This window comes from Streptomyces typhae (assembly GCF_009755605.1).
In the GTDB taxonomy this organism is placed as follows: domain Bacteria; phylum Actinomycetota; class Actinomycetes; order Streptomycetales; family Streptomycetaceae; genus Streptomyces; species Streptomyces typhae.
The window spans coordinates 84,346-102,182 of sequence record NZ_WPNZ01000013.1; the positions used below are offsets into that span (position 1 = coordinate 84,346).

At 73.2% G+C, this 17,837-nt stretch carries 14 protein-coding genes; 10 read left to right on the forward strand and 4 right to left on the reverse strand.

Annotation, left to right across the window (positions count from 1 at the left end; translation table 11 throughout):
- Positions 1–5 precede the first annotated feature (5 nt).
- Positions 6–908: an endonuclease/exonuclease/phosphatase family protein gene (locus tag GPA10_RS23645; RefSeq protein WP_058851115.1), complete on the reverse strand. Its 903-nt coding sequence runs from the start codon at positions 906–908 to the stop codon at positions 6–8.
- 294 nt (positions 909–1,202) lie between these two features.
- Here GPA10_RS23645 and GPA10_RS23650 point away from each other — a divergent pair, with 294 nt between their 5' ends.
- The 3 genes from GPA10_RS23650 to GPA10_RS23660 all read left to right on the forward strand — a co-directional run bounded on the left by GPA10_RS23650 (position 1,203) and on the right by GPA10_RS23660 (position 6,049).
- Positions 1,203–2,501, forward strand: coding sequence for a DUF6986 family protein (locus GPA10_RS23650; RefSeq protein WP_157167249.1), 1,299 nt, complete (start codon positions 1,203–1,205; stop codon positions 2,499–2,501).
- Between the two features lie 146 nt (positions 2,502–2,647).
- A complete protein-coding gene (locus GPA10_RS23655; RefSeq protein WP_343041258.1) occupies positions 2,648–4,537 on the forward strand; it encodes a serine/threonine-protein kinase in 1,890 nt (629 codons plus the stop codon).
- A 561-nt stretch (positions 4,538–5,098) separates the two neighbouring features.
- On the forward strand, positions 5,099–6,049 hold the full coding sequence (locus tag GPA10_RS23660; RefSeq protein WP_343041284.1) for a GNAT family N-acetyltransferase: 951 nt from the start codon (positions 5,099–5,101) through the stop codon (positions 6,047–6,049).
- Here GPA10_RS23660 and GPA10_RS23665 read toward each other — a convergent pair.
- A complete protein-coding gene (locus GPA10_RS23665) occupies positions 6,012–6,998 on the reverse strand; it encodes a LacI family DNA-binding transcriptional regulator (protein WP_058851220.1) in 987 nt (328 codons plus the stop codon). The genes GPA10_RS23660 and GPA10_RS23665 overlap by 38 nt on opposite strands.
- Before the next feature lie 503 nt (positions 6,999–7,501).
- On the opposite strand from GPA10_RS23665, the gene GPA10_RS23670 reads away from it, so the two are divergent.
- From GPA10_RS23670 to GPA10_RS23690, 5 genes are all read left to right on the forward strand, one after another.
- On the forward strand, positions 7,502–8,473 hold the full coding sequence (locus GPA10_RS23670) for an ROK family protein (protein WP_058851118.1): 972 nt from the start codon (positions 7,502–7,504) through the stop codon (positions 8,471–8,473).
- Between the two features lie 292 nt (positions 8,474–8,765).
- Positions 8,766–10,028 carry an ABC transporter substrate-binding protein gene (locus tag GPA10_RS23675; RefSeq protein WP_157167377.1) on the forward strand — a complete coding sequence of 421 codons (1,263 nt, stop codon included), beginning with the start codon at positions 8,766–8,768 and terminating at the stop codon, positions 10,026–10,028.
- Positions 10,025–11,008, forward strand: coding sequence for a carbohydrate ABC transporter permease (locus tag GPA10_RS23680; protein ID WP_157167250.1), 984 nt, complete (start codon positions 10,025–10,027; stop codon positions 11,006–11,008). The genes GPA10_RS23675 and GPA10_RS23680 overlap by 4 nt, the downstream gene beginning before the upstream one ends.
- The gene (locus GPA10_RS23685; protein WP_343041259.1) at positions 11,005–11,934 is read left to right on the forward strand and encodes a carbohydrate ABC transporter permease; all 930 of its coding nucleotides are present in this window, start codon (positions 11,005–11,007) and stop codon (positions 11,932–11,934) included. The genes GPA10_RS23680 and GPA10_RS23685 overlap by 4 nt, the downstream gene beginning before the upstream one ends.
- 76 nt (positions 11,935–12,010) lie before the next feature.
- A complete protein-coding gene (locus GPA10_RS23690) occupies positions 12,011–12,811 on the forward strand; it encodes a hypothetical protein (RefSeq protein WP_157167251.1) in 801 nt (266 codons plus the stop codon).
- A 69-nt stretch (positions 12,812–12,880) separates the two neighbouring features.
- Here GPA10_RS23690 and GPA10_RS23695 read toward each other — a convergent pair whose 3' ends face one another.
- On the reverse strand, positions 12,881–13,270 hold the full coding sequence (locus tag GPA10_RS23695; RefSeq protein ID WP_058851222.1) for an STAS domain-containing protein: 390 nt from the start codon (positions 13,268–13,270) through the stop codon (positions 12,881–12,883).
- Positions 13,271–13,574: 304 nt separating this feature from the next.
- Between GPA10_RS23695 and GPA10_RS23700 the strand changes: the two genes are divergently transcribed.
- Positions 13,575–14,618 carry an NUDIX hydrolase gene (locus GPA10_RS23700; protein ID WP_343041260.1) on the forward strand — a complete coding sequence of 348 codons (1,044 nt, stop codon included), beginning with the start codon at positions 13,575–13,577 and terminating at the stop codon, positions 14,616–14,618.
- Positions 14,619–14,839: 221 nt separating this feature from the next.
- Here GPA10_RS23700 and GPA10_RS23705 read toward each other — a convergent pair whose 3' ends face one another.
- Complete coding sequence (locus GPA10_RS23705; protein ID WP_058851123.1) at positions 14,840–16,195, reverse strand: dipeptidase; 1,356 nt, start codon at positions 16,193–16,195, stop codon at positions 14,840–14,842.
- Positions 16,196–16,336: 141 nt separating this feature from the next.
- On the opposite strand from GPA10_RS23705, the gene GPA10_RS23710 reads away from it, so the two are divergent.
- Positions 16,337–17,539, forward strand: a complete 1,203-nt coding sequence (locus GPA10_RS23710; protein ID WP_343041261.1) for a geranylgeranyl reductase family protein — start codon at positions 16,337–16,339, stop codon at positions 17,537–17,539.
- The last annotated feature ends 298 nt before the right edge of the window (positions 17,540–17,837 follow it).

Here is a 17,837-nt window from a genome sequence, read left to right on the forward strand (position 1 = left end):
CGCGTTCACAGCGTGAGGCTCGCCTGCACCGGCAGGTGGTCGCTCGGGAACTGGCCGCCGAGCGAGAACGTGTTGATCGCCGCCGCGTGCACGCGGGCCGCCGGGGTCGCGAGGATCCAGTCGATGCGGTCGCCGTCGGGCACCAGCGGCTTGTAGCCGTGGAACGTCGCGTACTGCTTGCTGCGCTCGTCCGCGGCGTCCCAGGTGTCGACCAGGCCGGCGCCCAGCATCGTCTCGTACACCGGGTTCTTGTGGGCCGCGACGTTGAAGTCCCCCGTGACGATCAGCGGCAGGGACCGGTCGAGGACACTGATGCGGTCGGTGATCAGATGCGCGGCACGTGTACGTGCGTACTGGCTGTGGTTGTCCAGGTGGGTGTTGAGGAAGTAGAACTCGTCGTCCGTGCGCCGGTCCAGGAAGCGGACCCAGGTCACCATGCGGATCGAGCCGCCGCCCCAGGTGTTGGAGCCGATCACGTCCGGCGTGTCCGAGAGCCAGAAGTGGTCGTAGGCGACGGGCAGCAGCCTGCGCCGGTCGTAGAAGACCGTCATGAACTCGTCGCGGCTGCCGCCCGCGCGGCCCGTGCCGACCCATTCGTAGTGCTGCCCGAGGTCCTCGGCGATGTCGAGGACCTGCCCGTACAGACCCTCCTGGGAACCCACCACGTGCGGTCGTGCCCGCCGCAGCAGCTCCCGCGTCACGGGCCTGCGGTCGGCCCAGGTGTTGGGCGGGGTGGCGCCCGCGTAGCGGAGGTTGAAGGACATCACCTCCAGGCGGCGGCCCGGCCGCTGGGACGCGTGGGCGGGCGTCGCCGCAAGCGCGGTCGCGAGCAGCGGGACCGTGACGGCCGCCGCGGCCGCAGCGGTCTGCAGGCCGGAACGGCGGGTCACTCGGGTCTCTGTCGGCACGCGGTCTCCTTCGTTCGGTCGCGGTGTGGCCGGGGCGGTGTGGCCAGGATGGTGTCCGGAGCGGGGCCCGGCGAGGGCGCGCGCGTGATCCGGCCACCCGCAGCCGGGGCGTCCGGCGGGCGCGCGCTCGCTGTGGAGTGTGCCCATCGGAGTGTGGCGGTGGTAGCTGAGACACGCGTGAACGCGCGGGGTCCGGCACACGAGAAGGTGTTGACCAGCGCGAAGGTGCACGGATAACTTCACCATACGGATTCATGATTCCGGCAAGCGGAAACGACTGTGGAGGGTGCACGGATGGGTCAGCAGGAGAAGGTGTCCACGAGCCTCGCGGGTGCCGTCAGCGAGGGCATCAGCGCCTCGCTCGCCCCGGTCGACGCGCAGCTCGAACGCCGCTACCCCGGAGACCCCGGCACCCGCCAGCCCGTGCACACCGTCTACGTACCCGGTGAGCAGTTCGCCGCCGACACCCTGCGCAGCTGGGGCGACCGGGCCCTCGCCGCCCTCGACGAGCACGCCCCCGACGCCGCCTCCTTCGCCGCCGTCCTCGGCCTCGCCGACGAACTCGCCGAGCCCGTGTACGCGCGCGTGCGCGCCAAGCTGGAGCGCGAGCCCGTGGAGGACCTGCGCGTCGACTTCGAGGACGGCTACGGCGGGCGCACCGACGCCGACGAGGACGCCCACGCCGCCCGCGCGGCCCGCCTGATCTCCGAGGCGTACGCGAACGGCACGGCCGCCCCGTACATGGGCATCCGCATGAAGTGCATGGAGGCGGCGGTGCGCGACCGCGGCATCCGCACCCTCGACGTCTTCCTGTCCGGCCTGATGGACGCGGGCGGCCTGCCCGACGGGCTCGTCCTCACGCTGCCCAAGGTGACGTACGCCGAGCAGGTCACCGCCATGGTGCGGCTCCTGGAGGAGTTCGAGAGGGCGCGCGGGCTCGCCGCGGGCCGGATCGGCTTCGAGATCCAGATCGAGACCAGCCAGTCCATCCTGGCCGCCGACGGCACCGCGGCCGTGGCCCGCATGATCGACGCCGCCGAGGGCCGCGCCACCGGCCTGCACTACGGGACCTTCGACTACAGCGCCTGCCTCGGCGTCTCCGCCGCGTACCAGGCCAGCGACCACCCCGCCGCCGACCACGCCAAGGCCGTCATGCAGGTCGCCGCCGCGGGCACCGGGGTGCGCGTGTCCGACGGCTCCACGAACGTGCTGCCCGTCGGCTCCACCACCAAGGTCCACGACGCCTGGCGGCTGCACTACGGCCTGACCCGGCGCGCCCTGGCCCGCGCCTACTACCAGGGCTGGGACATGCACCCCGGCCACATCCCGACCCGGTACGCCGCCGTCTTCGCCTTCTACCGCGAGGGCTTCGCGCAGGCCGCGGCCCGTCTCGCCGCCTACGCCAACCGGACGGGCGGCGACATCGCGGACGAGCCCGCCACCGCGAAGGCCCTCGCCGGCTATCTGCTGCGCGGCCTGGACTGCGGCGCCCTCGACACCAACGAGGTCACCCGCCTGACCGGGCTCACCCTCGCCGGCCTCCAGGTGTACGCGGGCCCGCGGCGCGGCGACCTCACGCCCGGAGGCAAGTGACGGCCTGGCCCCTGGCGGCATATGCCTTGGTCCCGAGGTGCGGGCGCCCGCACCTCGGGCATCCGCTGTCACCGCTGCCCCGTACCCTGTACGCCACAACACGAGCGTGACGGCATCACAGGGTCAGGGACGGGGACGGGGCAGCGGTGTCTACGGGGGAACAGGGACAGACGGACGGGGTCGGCCGGCTCCTCGCGGGGCGCTACCGCGTCCTCGCGCAACTCGGCCGCGGCGGCATGGGCGTGGTGTGGCGCGCCGTCGACGAGGTGCTGCACCGCGAGGTCGCGGTCAAGGAACTGCGCACCTACACGGACGCGGAAGGCCCCGAACTGGCCGGCCTGCGCCTGCGGATGCAGCGCGAGGCCCGTGCCGCGGCCCGGGTGCGCCACCCCGGGGTCGTCGCCGTGCACGACGTGGCGGAGGTCGAAGGGCGGCCGCTGATCGTCATGGAGCTGGTCGAAGGGCCGTCCCTGGACGACGTGCTGCGCGAACGCGGCACGCTGGACCCGCGCGCGGCCGCGGCCGTCGGCGCCAAGGTCATGGAGGCCCTGGCCGCCGCCCACCGCGCCGGTGTCCTGCACCGCGACGTGAAGCCCGGCAACATCCTCCTGGAGACCGGTGGCCGCGTCGTCCTCACCGACTTCGGCATCGCCACCATGGAGGACCCCGGCGACGGCTCCGCCACCCACCTGACGCGCAGCGGCGAACTCGTCGGCTCCCTGGACTATCTGGCGCCTGAGCGCGCCCAGGGCCAGGAGCCGGGACCCGCCTCCGACGTGTGGGCGCTCGGCGCGACGCTGTACGCCGCCGTGGAGGGCGCTTCGCCGTTCCGCCGTACGTCGACGTGGTCCACGCTCACCGCGATCGTGGTCGAGCCGCTGCCCGTACCGCTCCGGGCGGGGCCGCTCATGCCCGTCCTGCGCATGCTCATGGACAAGGATCCGCTGACGCGGCCGGACGCGGCGGGGGCGCGGCGGCTGCTGGAGCAGGTGGCTTCGGGGGTGGCGGTTTCCTTGCCCGAGGGTGCTGGTGCTGGTGGAGGTGCTGGCGCTAGTGCTGGTACTGGTACTGGCGAGGACGGTGCCTGGGCCGGGGAGCATGAGCCCACGGCGCGGCATGTGCCGACCGTGCCGCCGCCGGGGTTCGGGCCGCCTCCTGGTGCGGGGGCACCGGCCGCCGGGATACCGGCCGCCGGGATACCGGCTACCGGGATGCCGGCTACCGGGATGCCGGGCCGGTCCGGGCCGCCGCCCGGCGGGACCATACCGGTGCTCGCTCCGGAGCCCTCGGGGCGCCGTGCCGCGCGGGCGGCCCGGCCCCGCAGGGGCAGGGCGCTGCTGGCCGCCGCGGCCGTGGCCGTGGTCCTGGCCGCGACGGGCGTGACCGTGGCGGCGCTGTCCGGCGGCGACGACAAGAAGGACCGGGCGCAGGACGGACAGGAGGCCGGGGGACCCGGGGGTCCGGCCGAGCCGGGCTCCGACGGGAGCCGGGGCGCGATGGACCCGGCGGACGACTCCGAGCCATCCGGCCTCGGCGACGGGAAGCCGAAGCCCGCCGAGGACGCCGGGCGCGGGGGCAAGGGCGACGGCGAGCGGGGTGAGGACGGGAAGGGCGACGGCTCGGCGGGCGACCGCGAGGGTTCCGGCAAGGACTCCTCCAAGGACTCCTCGAAGGACTCGTCCGACAGGCCCGCCACCCGCTCCAAGGACCCGAAGGACCCCGGCAAGGGGGGTTCCGGGGCCGACAGCCAGACGCCGGTCTGCCACCCGGCGGGCGGCGGCAAGTTCAACTGCTCGGTGTGGCGGACCTCGACGTCGTACACGGCGGCGGGCGCCACGGCGGGCACCCTCAACGCGGGCACCAACTACTTCTACTGCCAGCAGAACTTGGGCCGCCGCGAGACCCACGGCCAGTGGACGAACGTCTGGTGGGCGAAGACGGACGACGACAGCGGCAACACGAACGTGTTCGTGAGCGGCGTCTACATCCAGGGCGGCGACAACGACAAACCCCTGCCGGGCCTGCCGGTCTGCTGAGCCCGCGGGCTCAGCGCCCCCTCCGAACCCGGATAAATCCGGTTGCGACCGCCACCGCAGGGCGCGGACCCTGGCGCAATGGACGACGCGAGGAAGTACGCGGACGCGGCGGACGCGTCGACATACGACGGAACGGCCGACGCATCGACATACGACGGAACGGCCGACGCGACGGGCGACGCCACGGTCGACCCGGCAGCCGTCCCTCCGCCCCAACCGGCAGCTGCCCCCCCGGCCGATCCGGCGAGCGGCGCCACAGCCGAGCCGGTGGCCGCCCCTCCGGCCCGACCGACGGCCGACGCGACGGGCGACGCCACGGTCGACCCGGCAGCCGTCCCTCCGCCCCAACCGGCAGCTGTCCTCCCGGCCGATCCGGCGAGCGGCGCCACAGCCGAGCCGGTGGCCGCCCCTCCGGCCCGACCGACGGCCGACGCGACGGGCGACGCGAAGGCCGATGCGGCAGCCGTACTGTCGGCCGGCCCGGCAGCTGGCCCGATAGCCTGCCCGGGAGCCGACCCGGTAGCCGCCCCGCCAGCCGTCGTCCCCCCGCCCCCACCGACCATCCGCCCCGCGACCCCCGAAGACGCCCCCCAGATCTGCGCCCTGCTCAACGCCGTCGACCTGGTGGAAGTCGGGCGTGCCGAGACCGATCTGGGCAGTGTCGAGACCGACCTCGTGCACCCCGAGGCCGATCTCGGTCGCAACTCCTGGCTGGCGTTCCGCGGTGGCAGGCTCGTCTCGTACGGGCTGCTGTGGGACGACTCGGGGGCCGAGCGCATCGACGCCGACCACTACGTCCTGCCCGGCCACCAGGACGCGGGCGAGCGGCTGCTCGCCGCCATCGAGGGGCGGGCGGCGGAACGCGCGGGGGAGAACGGCGCGGCCCGTGCCGTCGTCCATCTCACCCTCAACAGCCGCTCCACGCTCGACCGGACGCGGCTCACCGCCCGCGGCTGGCGCACCGTCCGCCGCTACCACGTCCTGACCAGGCCGCTCACGCCCGAAGCCGACCCGGCCCCCGTCCCGCCGCCCGGACTGACCCTGCGGAGCTGCGAGGCGGAGGCGGACCGGCGCCGCGCGCACGCCCTGGTCGAGGAGACGTTCGCCGCCCACCACGACCACCAGCCGCGCGGCTACCGCCAGTTCCTGGACGACCTGGGCGCGGGCATGGACTGGTCGCTCGCCTGGATCGCCGCGCTCGACGGTGCGGGCGACGTGGCGGTCGTCCTGACCCGCGACGACCGCGAGGCCATGGCCTGGGTCCGCAACCTCGGCGTGCGCGCGTCCGCCCGCGGCAAGGGCGTCGGGGGCCATCTGCTGCGCCACGCCTGCGCGGTGTACGCGGCGCGGGGCCGTGACACCATCGGCCTCGGCGTCGACACGGAGAACGCGACGGGCGCCCTCGGCCTGTACACCTCCCACGGCTTCGGTCTGCACTACGCCGCGGACACCTGGGAGGTGACGCTGCCGGTGCTCAGCCCGCGGGCGGCACTTCCCCCGACCCCCGCGTGATCAGGCGCGTGGGCAGCTCGATCAGCTCCGGCGCGTCCGAGGCCCCGTCGAGCTGACGGAACAGCCGCTCCGCCGCCGTCCTGCCCAGCTGCGCCGCGTCCTGCGCGACCACCGTCACGCCGGGACTCAGCAGGTCGGCGAGCTCGATGTCGTCGAAGCCGACGAGGGCCACCGGACGCGTGCGGGCGGCGATGACGCGTACCACCGTCACCGTCACGCGGTTGTTGCCCGCGAAGACGGCGGTCACCGGCGACGCCCCCGTCAGCATCGCCTCGGCGGCGTGCCGCACCCGCTCGGGGTCCGTGGGCCCGAGCGACACCCAGGACTCGTCGACCTCGATCTCCGCGTCCGCCATGGCCGCGCGGTAGCCGCGCAGCCGCTCTATCGCGGTGTGGATGCGCGGCTGGTCGCCGATGAAGCCGATGCGGCGGTGGCCGTGCGCGATGAGGTGCGCGACACCGTCCCGGGCCCCGCCGAAGCTGTCGGAGAGGACGACGTCGGCGTCGATGCGCCCCGGCGGCCGGTCGACGAACACGGTGGCGACCCCGGCGGCGATCTCCGGCTCCAGATAGCGGTGGTCGTCGGCCGCGGGAATGATCACGAGCCCGTCGACGCGGCGCGCGCACAGCGCGAGCACCAACTCCTGCTCCCGGTCCGGGTCCTCGGCGCTCGAGCCGTTGATGAGCAGCGCCCCGTGCGCGCGGGCGACCTCCTCGACGGCGCGGCTCAGCGGACCGTAGAACGGGTCCGCCAGATCCTCCAGGACCAGACCGATGCTCGCCGTACGGCCCTTGCGCAGCACCCGCGCGCTGTCGTTGCGCCGGAAACCGAGCGCCTCGATGGCCTCCTGCACCCGCCGCTCGGTGTCGGGCGTGACGCCGGGCTCGCCGTTCACGACGCGGGAGACCGTCTTGAGGCCCACGCCCGCGCGGGCGGCGACGTCCTTCATGGTCGGCCGGTTGCCGTAACGGCGCTTGGCGTCCGCGGTGCCGTCCGTGGAACTCCCGTCGCTGCGGAGGCGGGAGACGGAGGTGCGGGCGGTCTCTGCCACGGTGCGCTGTCCTGTCTGTCGTCCAGTGATCTGGCGTCCACTGAGCTGTCGTCCACTGCTGCCGGTCCCGGTGCGCCCGGTGAAGGGCACGGTTCCCGGTCCCGTGCGGGTCTCAGTCTGCGCAACGAAGCGCGGTTCCCGCGAGGAAGTTCCGGTTTCCACTGTGTACGGAGTACAGATGATGTCCACTATGGCCTGGGCGGGTGTGCGGCCGCGTACGGGGGTCCTTTGCGTGTGCAGGGCATGTGTCGTCGAGCATAGAGCCTGGACAACGTTGTCAAAAGCGCGAGAGACTGCTGAACGACCGCACAACGACCGGACACCGGATCGCGTACGGCCCGGTGCGCCAGACTGTGCACCGCACTCTCCGGCCTGCCCTTTCACCAGGAGATCAGACACTGATGCCCACGGACCTCGTCGCCGCACTCGACATCGGCGGCACCAAGATCGCCGGAGCCCTGGTGGACGGCCAGGGCCGGATCCTGCTGCGTGCCCAGCGGCCGACGCCCGCGCGTGAGGACGGCGACACCGTGATGCGCGCGGTGGAAGAGGTGATCGGCGAGCTGACGGCGGGCGAGCCGTGGGGGCACGTCCGCGCCGTCGGCATCGGCAGCGCCGGTCCCGTGGACGCCGGGGCGGGCACCGTCAGCCCCGTCAACGTCCCCGGATGGCGGGGCTATCCGCTGGTCGAGCGGGTGCGCGCGGCGGCGGGCGGCCGGCCCGTCGAGTTGGTCGGCGACGGTGTCGCGATGACGGCGGCCGAGCACTGGCAGGGCGCGGCCCGCGGGCACGACAACGCGCTGTGCATGGTCGTGTCCACTGGCGTCGGCGGCGGCCTGATCCTCGGCGGCTCGCTGCACCCGGGGCCCACCGGCAACGCGGGCCACATCGGCCACATCAGCGTGGATCTCGACGGTGATCCGTGCCCGTGCGGGGCACGGGGCTGTGTGGAGCGGATCGCCAGCGGCCCGAACATCGCCCGGCGCGCCGTCGAGGCGGGCTGGCGTCCCGGTCCCGACGGCGACACGTCCGCGGCGGCCGTCGCCCGCGCGGCCCGCGCGGGCGACCCGGTCGCGGTCGCCTCCTTCGAGCGGGCGGCGCAGGCCCTCGCCGCGGGCATCGCGGCCACGGCGACGCTCGTCGAGATCGACATCGCGGTGATCGGCGGCGGGGTGGCCCGCGCGGGCGAGACCCTGTTCGCGCCGCTGCGCCGCGCCCTGCGGGACTACGCCACGCTCTCCTTCATCCGCGGCCTGACCGTGGCCCCGGCCCTGATGGGCACCGACGCGGGCCTGGTGGGCGCGGCGGCGGCAGCGCTGCGCGCGTTCCCCGAGGTGTCGAAGGAGCGGTTGCGCACCGCGGTGAACCGCTGAGAGCCGGCTGCGCCCGGCCGCTTCGTGGTGTGCGGGGCGGCGCGGTCGCGGGCCGCTCGGACCCGGGTGCGTGACGGCGGCGGCGACGGCCGGGCCCCGCCCCGAGCCGGCGGGTCCAGCGCACCACCGCGGGTGGCCCGAGCACTCCTCGGCGGGTTGCGGGGGCCCAGAGGTGACGCGTCGTTACGCTCCTGCGTACCCGCAGAAGATGCGGCGGCACCCCGAGGAGAGGGACATGGCGCAGTCGTCGTCCAGTGGTCCGAGGACCCCGCGGACGGGCGCCGGACATCCGATGTCCCGGCGCGATCTCCTTCGCGGCGCGGCCGTCGGCGCCGGGGCGGTCACGCTGCCCGCGCTGCTCACCGCCTGCGGTGAGCGGCCCGGCGGTGACAGGAACGACGTCACCGTGGGCTCCAACGCGTCGGACGCCGTGCCGAGGAAGGCGTTCGCTGCGGCGTTCGCCGCGTACGGGAAGCAGAGCGGCAGCCGCGTCGAGGTCAACACCACCGAGCACAACGAATTCCAGCAGAACGTCACGCGCTATCTTCAGGGTTCGCCGGACGACGTCTTCATGTGGTTCGCCGGGTACCGCATGCGGTACTTCGCCGAGAAGGGACTGCTGACCGAGATCAGCGACGTCTGGCGGGAGTTCGAGGGCTTCTCGCAGGCGCTGAAGGACCAGTCGACGCACGACGGCAAGCAGTACTTCGTGCCGTACTACTACTATCCGTGGGCCGTGTTCCACCGGAGGAGCCTCTTCGAGGAGCGGGGATACGAACAGGCCGGGACCTGGGACCAGTTCATCGCCCTGGCCAGGAGGATGAAGGAGGACGGCACACCGGTCGCCTGCTGCGACAAGGACGGCTGGCCCGCGATGGGCACCTTCGACTACATCGATCTGCGCCTCAACGGACACGACTTCCACCGGAGCCTGATGGCGGGCGAGGAGGCGTGGACCGACCGCAGGGTCAGGAAGGTCTTCGACGTGTGGCGGGAACTCCTGCCGTACTACCAGAAGGGCGCGCTCGGCCGGACCTGGGAAGAGGCCGGGCAGGGCCTGCAGCGGCGCGCGACCGGCATGGCCGTGCTCGGCATGCCGCACCCCGGCAGCCAGTTCCCGGAGGACGAGCGCGACGACATCGACTTCTTCGCGTTCCCGGAGATCGACCCGCGGTTCGGGCAGGACGCCGTGGAAGCGCCCGTCGACGGATTCCTCGTCGCAGGGAAGTCCAGGAACGTGCGGGGCGCCAAGGACCTCCTCGCCTGGCTCGGGACCGCGCGGGCCGAGGACGTCTACCTCAGGGGCGACCCGAACACCGTCGCGGTCAACGACGGCGCCGACATCGCCTCGTACAGCCCGCTGCAGCGCAAGTCCGCCGCCCTGGTCTCCGGGGCCGCGCACATCTCGCAGTTCCTCGACCGCGACACCCGGCCCGACTTCGCGCAGACCGTCATGATCAGAGCTTTGCAGGACTTCATCGGCGACCCGGACGACGTCGACGGACTCGTCAACAGGATCGAACGCCAGAAGAAGCACATCTTCTCCGGGTCATGAGCCGACCCGGGAGGACCGCGCCCGTGCGGCGGCGAACCGCGCGGCGCGGGCACGGGGGCGGACGGCAGGAGGTGCCGCGGGGCGTGCGCCGATGGGGGCGGAGCTTCACCCGCCGCGACGTCGCCGTGCTCGGCGTGCTCCTCGGCACCACCGTCCTGCTGGACGTCCTCGTCGTCTGGGGCCCCGCCCTGGCCTCCGTCGGTCTCTCCTTCACGTCCTGGGACGGCATCGGCGGCATCGGCGACATCCGCTGGGTGGGCGGCGACAACTACGCGCACCTGGTCGAGGACTACCCCGCGTTCTGGCCGGCCGTCCGCCACAACCTGCTGTGGGTCGCCTTCCTCGGCCTTCTCGCCACGCCGTTCGGGCTCCTCCTGGCCGTCCTCGTCGACCGGGGCGTCCGCTTCAGCCGGTTCTACCAGTCCGTCCTCTACCTGCCGGTGGTCCTGTCGCTCGCCGTCGTCGGCTTCATGGCGCAATTGCTCCTCGGCACCGACCAGGGCGTCGTCAACACGCTCCGCGGCAACCGGAACGACCCCGTCGACTGGCTCGGGGACTCCCGGGTCAACCTGTGGATGATGATGCTGGCCGCGAGCTGGCGGCACACCGGCTACGTCATGATCCTCTACCTCGCCGGGCTGAAGGCGGTGGACCCCGCCCTGAAGGAGGCCGCGGCCCTCGACGGCGCGAACGAACGCCAGACCTTCCTCCGCGTCACGTTTCCCACGCTGCGGCCCGTGAACGTCATCGTCGGCGTCATCACCGTGATCGAGGCGCTGCGGGCCTTCGACATCGTGTACGCGGTGAACAAGGGCCGCAACGGCCTGGAGCTGCTCTCCGTGCTCATCACCGACAACATCGTCGGCGAGGCGAGCCGGATCGGGTTCGGCTCGGCCATCGCCGTCGTGCTCCTCGGCGTCTCCCTGGTCTTCGTCGTGACGTTCCTGGTCCAGGAGCTGAGAGGAGCGCGCGAGAAGTGAGCGCAGACATCCGCGTCCCGTCCCGCGCGGGCGGACCCGCCCCCTCCCTACGGAGCTCCGGCCCGCCCCGGCCCCCGCGCCGCGGCCGCTTCGGCGTCCACCTCTTCCTGTCCGCGGTGTCCCTGGTGTTCCTCGCGCCGCTGCTGCTCGCCGTCCTCGCCAGTCTGCGCCCGTACGAGGAGACGGCCGAGCGCGGCTACTTCTCGTTCCCCGAGAAGCTGTCGTTCGACCACTACCGCGAGGCCTACACCGCGTCCGGCATGGGCGAGCACTTCACGAACACGCTGATCGTCGCCGTGCCCGCGGTGCTCGTCACGCTGTTCCTCGCGGCGTTCACCGCGTTCGCCGTCGCCCGCCTCGACCTCCGCGGGGGCGTGGCCCTGCTGGTGTTCCTCACGGCGGGCAACCTCCTGCCGCCGCAGGTCCTCGTCACTCCGCTGTACGTGCTGTTCCTGCACGTCGACCTGCCGTGGTGGATGTCCGACTCGATGTCCCTCTACGACTCGTACTGGGCCGTGATCCTCGTCAACATCGGCTTCCAGGTGGGCTTCTGCGTCTTCGTCCTGGCGAATTTCATGCGGACGCTGCCGAAGGAGGTCCTGGAGGCGGCGATCGTCGACGGGGCGGGTGTCTGGACCCGGTTCTGGCGCATCACGCTGCCCCTGTGCCGCCCCGCGCTCGCGGCCCTCGCGACCCTCGAGTTCACGTGGATCTACAACGACTTCCTCTGGGCCCTGATCTTCATCTCCGACCCCGGCAAACTCCCCGTCACGTCGTCCCTCAACAACCTCCGCGGCCAGTTCTTCACCGACCACAACCTGCTGGCCGCGGGCTCGGTCCTGGTGGCACTCCCCACGATCCTGGTCTTCCTGCTGCTGCAGCGGCACTTCGTCGCGGGCCTGACCCTGGGGTCCGGCAAGGGGTGAGCTGTCCGGATCGCGTGCTTGCCGGCCGGTCACCGTCTCGTCACGCTTGCCCCCACAACCGGTCGTAGGGGGCTATGTGCCGATTTTTAGCAAGGGGTCCGACCACGAGGACCTGCTCCGCCAGATCCTGCAAGAGCTCGGCGAGCTGCGCCAGCAGATCGACCACCAGCAGCACGCCGTCGACCAGGCCCGTCAGGACGCGATCGCCGCCACCAACTCCGGCCTCGCCGAGATCCGCGCCGTCGTCCGCGAGGGCCTCAACCGCAGCACGGACAGCCTGCGCGACCCGCTGGTCCACGTCAGCACCGAACTGGTGGCCCTGCGCGCCTCGGTCGACGACCTGCACCGCGTCCGGCCCGCCGCGGACCCGCCCGCCGCGGCGGCGTCCGTCCACGAGGCGGGCGTGGCCGACGAGGCGGGCGTGGCCGACGAGGCCGACACGGCCGACGAGGCCGGGCACCGGGACCTGCTCCGCAGAGCCGCGGGCATCTCGGCCGCCACCCTGCGCGTCCACCGCGACACCTGGGCCTTCCTGGTGGAGCACGCGGGCCAGGACAAGCACTTCCACATCCCGGGCGCGGTCCAGGAGTCCGGCGGCGGCATCACCGTCGAGGTGTCCGGCCGCAGCCTCGTCGCCGCCCTCACCAGTCTCCGCGGCGTCCAGCACGCCCCAGCCGTCGACCCCGGCACCGCGGCCATCGCCGACCTCTTGTGTGAGCGCATCGCCACCACCGTGCGCTCCCTCACCGCCACAACACACCCCGACAGCCGCCCCGTTCACATCACCGTCGACGACCGCGTGCCGCCCGCGAACGACCACAACAAGCCACCGGACCGGCCGACCGCTGAGCACGACGGCGACGGCGAGCGCGACTGACGTCAAGGCGGCTGCCGCACCGCGGTGTGCTCCAGACCCTGCGGGCGGGGGGCGCACCGCCGCGGCCTCTCAGGGGTCCGTTTCCGCGTGGGTCAGGGCCTCGCGCACCGACGCCACGGGGGACAGCGTCGCCTTCAGGCCGGTGATGCCCATGACGCGCAGGGACATCCGGTCGGTGCACACCACTCCCAGGTGGGCGTCTCTGGCGCTCAGGCGGCGCCTGGCCCGCATGAGCAGGGCGAGGCCCGAGCAGTCGAGGAACGTCGTCCGGGTCAGATCGAGCACGACGGTCCGGGTGGGCCCCGCGGTCACCGCGTCGATGAGCGGGGTCGTCTGCTGGAACGCCACGAGGTCGATCTCGCCGCGCAGCTCGATGACGACCGCGTCCCCGACCTCGTACACCCGAGGCGGTAAATCCGGGGTGTCACGGGTGAAATGACTCAGTTCGTCCTGATGCACTAATCCCCCCAGAGCAGTCCCCGGCCTGAGCGCGCGGTCGGGGCGGGTGCGGTGAAGCAACCGGAACGAGGAGGTCACCAGGGGCCGGGGTGCCTGGCGGATCACCGTATCGGGCACCGCGGGACCGCGGGGTGCGGGAACGATTCATGCGGGAAGGACGACACTCGATAGGCGGAAGTTGGTGAAAGTTTCTTGACAGTCCGACCGGTCGCTCGGCGCTCGGTCTGCCGCCCTCATCAGGGGCTGGTTTCCGTGGCAGTGTGTTGCGGGCAAGCCACTGGGGGCCGACGGAAGAGGGGGAACCGTGATCATCTGGATCAACGGTGCGTTCGGTGCGGGCAAGACCAGCGCCGCACGGGAACTGATCGAGCTGATCCCGAACAGCACGCTCTTCGACCCCGAGGTCATCGGCGGAGCGCTCCCGCACCTGCTGCCCGCCAAGCACCTCGCGGAGGTGAGCGACTTCCAGGACCTGCCCATCTGGCGGCGTCTGGTGGTGGACGCCGCCGCCGGGCTGCTCGCCGAGGTCGGCGGCGTCCTTGTGGTGCCGATGACGCTGCTGCGCCAGGAGTACCGCGACGAGATATTCGGGGGTCTGGCGGCCCGCCGTATCCGCGTACGCCATGTTCTGCTCGCCCCGGACGAAACGATCCTGCGTGCGCGCATCGCCGACCGCGCGTTCCCTCTGGACACCCCCGACGGCGAACTGCGCGTCCGGCAGTGGTCCTTCGACCACATCGAGCCCTACTCCGCCGCGCTCGCCGACTGGCTCGGCGCGGACGCGCACCGGGTCGACACCAGCGATCTGACGCCGTACGAGACGGCCGAGCGCGTCGCCGAAGCCGTCCGCACCGGCGCCGCCGCCGTCTGCGACATCGTGCAGACGCCCGAACCCACCGCCGAGACGCTCGCCGCCGGGGTGCTGCTCTTCGACGAGCAGGACCGGGTGCTGCTCGTCGACCCGACGTACAAGGCGGGCTGGGAGTTCCCCGGCGGTGTGGTGGAGCCGGGCGAGGCCCCGGCGCGCGCGGGCGTGCGCGAGGTCGCCGAGGAGACCGGCATCCGGCTCCGCGGGACGCCCCGGCTCCTCGTCGCCGACTGGGAGGCGCCGAAGCCGCCCGCGTACGGCGGTATGCGCTTCCTCTTCGACGGCGGCAGGCTCGCCGGGGCCGAGGCGAAGGAACTGCTGCTGCCCGGCCCCGAACTGCGCGGCTGGCGCTTCGTCACGGAGGCCGAGGCCGAACGGCTCCTCCCGCCGGTGCGCTACGCACGCCTGCGCTGGGCGCTGCGCGCGCGGGAGCGGGGAGCGGCGGTGTACCTGGAGGCGGGGGAGCCGGTGGGGGGCTGAGGCGACGCGGAAGCCCTCGGGTCCACCGAGCGGCTTCCGGGCCGCCGGTCCACCGGCCCGCGCCGCTCGGCTGTCCGCGCCGCTTCATGGCCTGCGCCGCTCGGTGGTCCGCGCCGCTTCATGGCCTGCGCCGCTTCATGGCCTGCGCCGCCTCATGGCCCGCGCCGCTCGGTGGCCCGCGTGTGGGGACGGCCCGCGTGCAGGGGGCCCGCGCGTGCGGGTCAGCTCGTCGCGTACCGCTGCAGGAACAGTGCCTCCGCCACCGACATCCGCTCCAGTTCCTCGGGCGACACGCTCTCGTTGACCGCGTGGATCTGCGCCTCCGGCTCGTTCAGGCCGATCAGCAGGATCTCCGCCTCCGGGTACAGGGCGGCCAGCGTGTTGCACAGCGGGATGGAGCCGCCCATGCCCGAGGCCTGCATCTTCTCGCCGTCGTAGGCCTCGCTGAGCGCTCCGGCCATCGCCTCGTAGGCGGGGCTCGTGGTGTCCGCGCGGAACGCCTGGCCCTGCCCGATCTGCTCCGTCGTGACGCGCGCGCCCCACGGAGTGTGCGACTCCACATGGGCCCGCAGCGCCTTCGTCGCCTCGGCCGCGTCCATGCCCGGCGGCACCCGCAGGCTGATCAGCGCCCGCGCGCCCGCCTGCACGGACGGTGTCGCGCCGACCACGGGCGGGCAGTCGATGCCGAGGACCGTGACGGCCGGGCGCGCCCAGATGCGGTCGGCGACCGATCCGTCTCCGATGAGCCCCACCCCGTCGAGGACCTTGGCGTCCTTGCGGAAGTCGGCCTCCGAGTATGCGAGGCCCTCCCACACGCCGTCGGCGGCCAGACCGTCGACCGTCGTCGAGCCGTCCTCCGCCCGCAGCGAGTCGAGGACGCGCACCAGCGCGGCCAGCGCGTCCGGCGCCGCACCGCCGAACTGCCCGGAGTGCAGGTTGCCCGCCAGGGTGTCGATCTGTACGCGTACGAGGGTCATGCCGCGCAGCGTCGCGGTCACCGTCGGCAGCCCCACCCGGAAGTTACCCGCGTCACCGACCACGATCGTGTCGGCCCGCAGCAGGTCCGGGTGGGCCTCCGCGTACCGTTCGAGGCCGCCCGTGCCCTGCTCCTCGGAGCCCTCGGCGATCAGCTTGACGTGCACCGGGACGCCGCCGTTCGCCTTCAGGGCGCGCAGCGCGAGCAGGTGCATGATGATGCCGCCCTTGCAGTCGGCGCTGCCGCGCCCGTACCAGCGGCCCGCGCGCTCCGTCAGCTCGAAGGGCGGCGTGGCCCAGCCCGCCTCGTCGAGCGGCGGCTGCACGTCGTAGTGGGCGTACAGCAGGACGGTCGGGGCGCCCTCGGGGCCCGGCAGGTAGCCGTAGACCGACTGCGTGCCGTCGGGGGTGTCGAGCAGCGCGACGTCCTGGAAGCCCTCCGTGCGCAGCGCGTCGGCCACCCAGTTCGCGGCGGCCTCGCTCTCGCTCCGCGGATACTGCTCGAAGTCCGCCACCGACTTGAACGCCACCAGTTCGGTGAGTTCGGCCTTCGCCCTCGGCATGAGAGAGGCGACGGTCTCGGCGATCGGATGCGGGGACATGGGCACGCTCCTCGTGGGTGCGACGTTGTACGGGGTGCAGGTGATCCTCCCACAGGAGGGTCGCGCCGACGTGCGCCGTAGGATGCCTCAGGAGAGCGCGGTCAGCGCGGCCAAGAGCGGGATCGGGAGCGGAAGACCAACGTGAGCAGCGAGAACTCAGCGGACGACGCGGCGCAGGTGTGGGACGTCGTCGTGGTCGGCGCGGGCCCCGCGGGCGCCTCGGCGGCCTATGCGACGGCCGTCGCCGGACGCAGCGTACTGATCCTCGAAAAGGCCGAACTGCCGCGGTACAAGACGTGCGGCGGCGGCATCATCGGCCCCTCGCGGGACGCGTTGCCGCCCGGGTTCGAGCTGCCCTTCCAGGATCGGGTGCACGCGGTGACGTTCTCCCTCGACGGGAAGTTCGCCCGCACCCGCCGCTCCCGCTCCATGCTCTTCGGGCTCATCAACCGCCCCGAGTTCGACCAGCAGCTCGTCGAGCACGCGCAGAAGGCGGGCGCCGAGCTGCGCACCGGCGCCACGGTGGTGCGCGTCGAGCAGCACGGCCCCGCGGTGCCCGACCGGCGCACGGTCGCCGTCGTCCTCCAGGGCGGCGAGACCGTCCTGGCCCGCGCGGTCGTCGGCGCCGACGGCAGCGCGAGCCGCATAGGCGCGCACGTCGGCGTGAAGCTGGACCAGGTCGACCTGGGCCTGGAGGCCGAGATCCCGGTGCCCGAGACCGTCGCCGAGGACTGGGCGGGCCGCGTCCTCATCGACTGGGGCCCGATGCCCGGCAGTTACGGCTGGGTGTTCCCCAAGGGCGACACGCTCACCGTGGGGGTGATCTCCGCGCGCGGCGAAGGCGCCGCCACCAAGCGGTACTTGGAGGACTTCATCGCCCGCCTCGGCCTCGCGGGCTTCGACCCCGCGATCTCCTCGGGCCACCTCACGCGCTGCCGCAGCGACGACTCGCCCCTCTCGCGCGGGCGCGTCCTCGTGTGCGGGGACGCGGCGGGCCTCCTGGAGCCGTGGACTCGCGAGGGCATCTCCTTCGCGCTGCGCTCCGGGCGGCTCGCGGGGGAGTGGGCGGTGCGGATCGCGGAGGCGCACGACGCGGTGGACGCCCGCCGCCAGGCCCTGAACTACGCGTTCGCGATCAAGGCGGGCCTCGGCGTCGAGATGAGCGTCGGCCGCCGCATGCTCACCGTCTTCGAGCGCCGCCCCGGCCTGCTGCACACGGCCATCACGGGCTTCCGGCCCGCGTGGAACGCCTTCGCGAAGATCACCCGCGGTTCGACGACGCTGGCGGAGCTCGTGCGGACGCATCCGGTGGCGGGGCGGGTCCTGAGCCGGATGGACAAGTAGCCCTTCCGGCACACTGCCCCTGCCCGCACACACTCTGCCCGTGCGGGAGCTCCCCGCGCGGGCCTGCGTACTGCCCTGGTACTCCAGCGGGAGTACGTCTGATCGCCACGCCTGGCGGACGCCCGGCGGCGGGCCCGCGGTCTAGCGTGACCGCCATGGAAGAGCAGCGTGGACGCAAGGCCGACGGCGGTCCGCCCCGGGACGGGGGCGGGCCGCCGCCGTCGCGCTCCACGGACCGACCACCGCCCTGGCGGCGGCGACCGGGCCCCCGGCCGGGCCGACCGGACGCCCAGCCGGA

Excerpts from the sequence above, each read along its gene's own strand:
- GPA10_RS23705 (WP_058851123.1), bottom strand. The coding sequence starts at position 16,195 with ATGTCCCCGCATCCGATCGCCGAGACCGTCGCCTCTCTCATGCCGAGG.
- GPA10_RS23675 (WP_157167377.1), top strand. The coding sequence starts at position 8,766 with ATGTCCCGGCGCGATCTCCTTCGCGGCGCGGCCGTCGGCGCCGGGGCG.
- GPA10_RS23665 (WP_058851220.1), bottom strand. The coding sequence starts at position 6,998 with ATGAAGGACGTCGCCGCCCGCGCGGGCGTGGGCCTCAAGACGGTCTCC.
- GPA10_RS23670 (WP_058851118.1), top strand. The coding sequence starts at position 7,502 with ATGCCCACGGACCTCGTCGCCGCACTCGACATCGGCGGCACCAAGATC.
- GPA10_RS23680 (WP_157167250.1), top strand. The coding sequence starts at position 10,025 with ATGAGCCGACCCGGGAGGACCGCGCCCGTGCGGCGGCGAACCGCGCGG.
- GPA10_RS23650 (WP_157167249.1), top strand. The coding sequence starts at position 1,203 with ATGGGTCAGCAGGAGAAGGTGTCCACGAGCCTCGCGGGTGCCGTCAGC.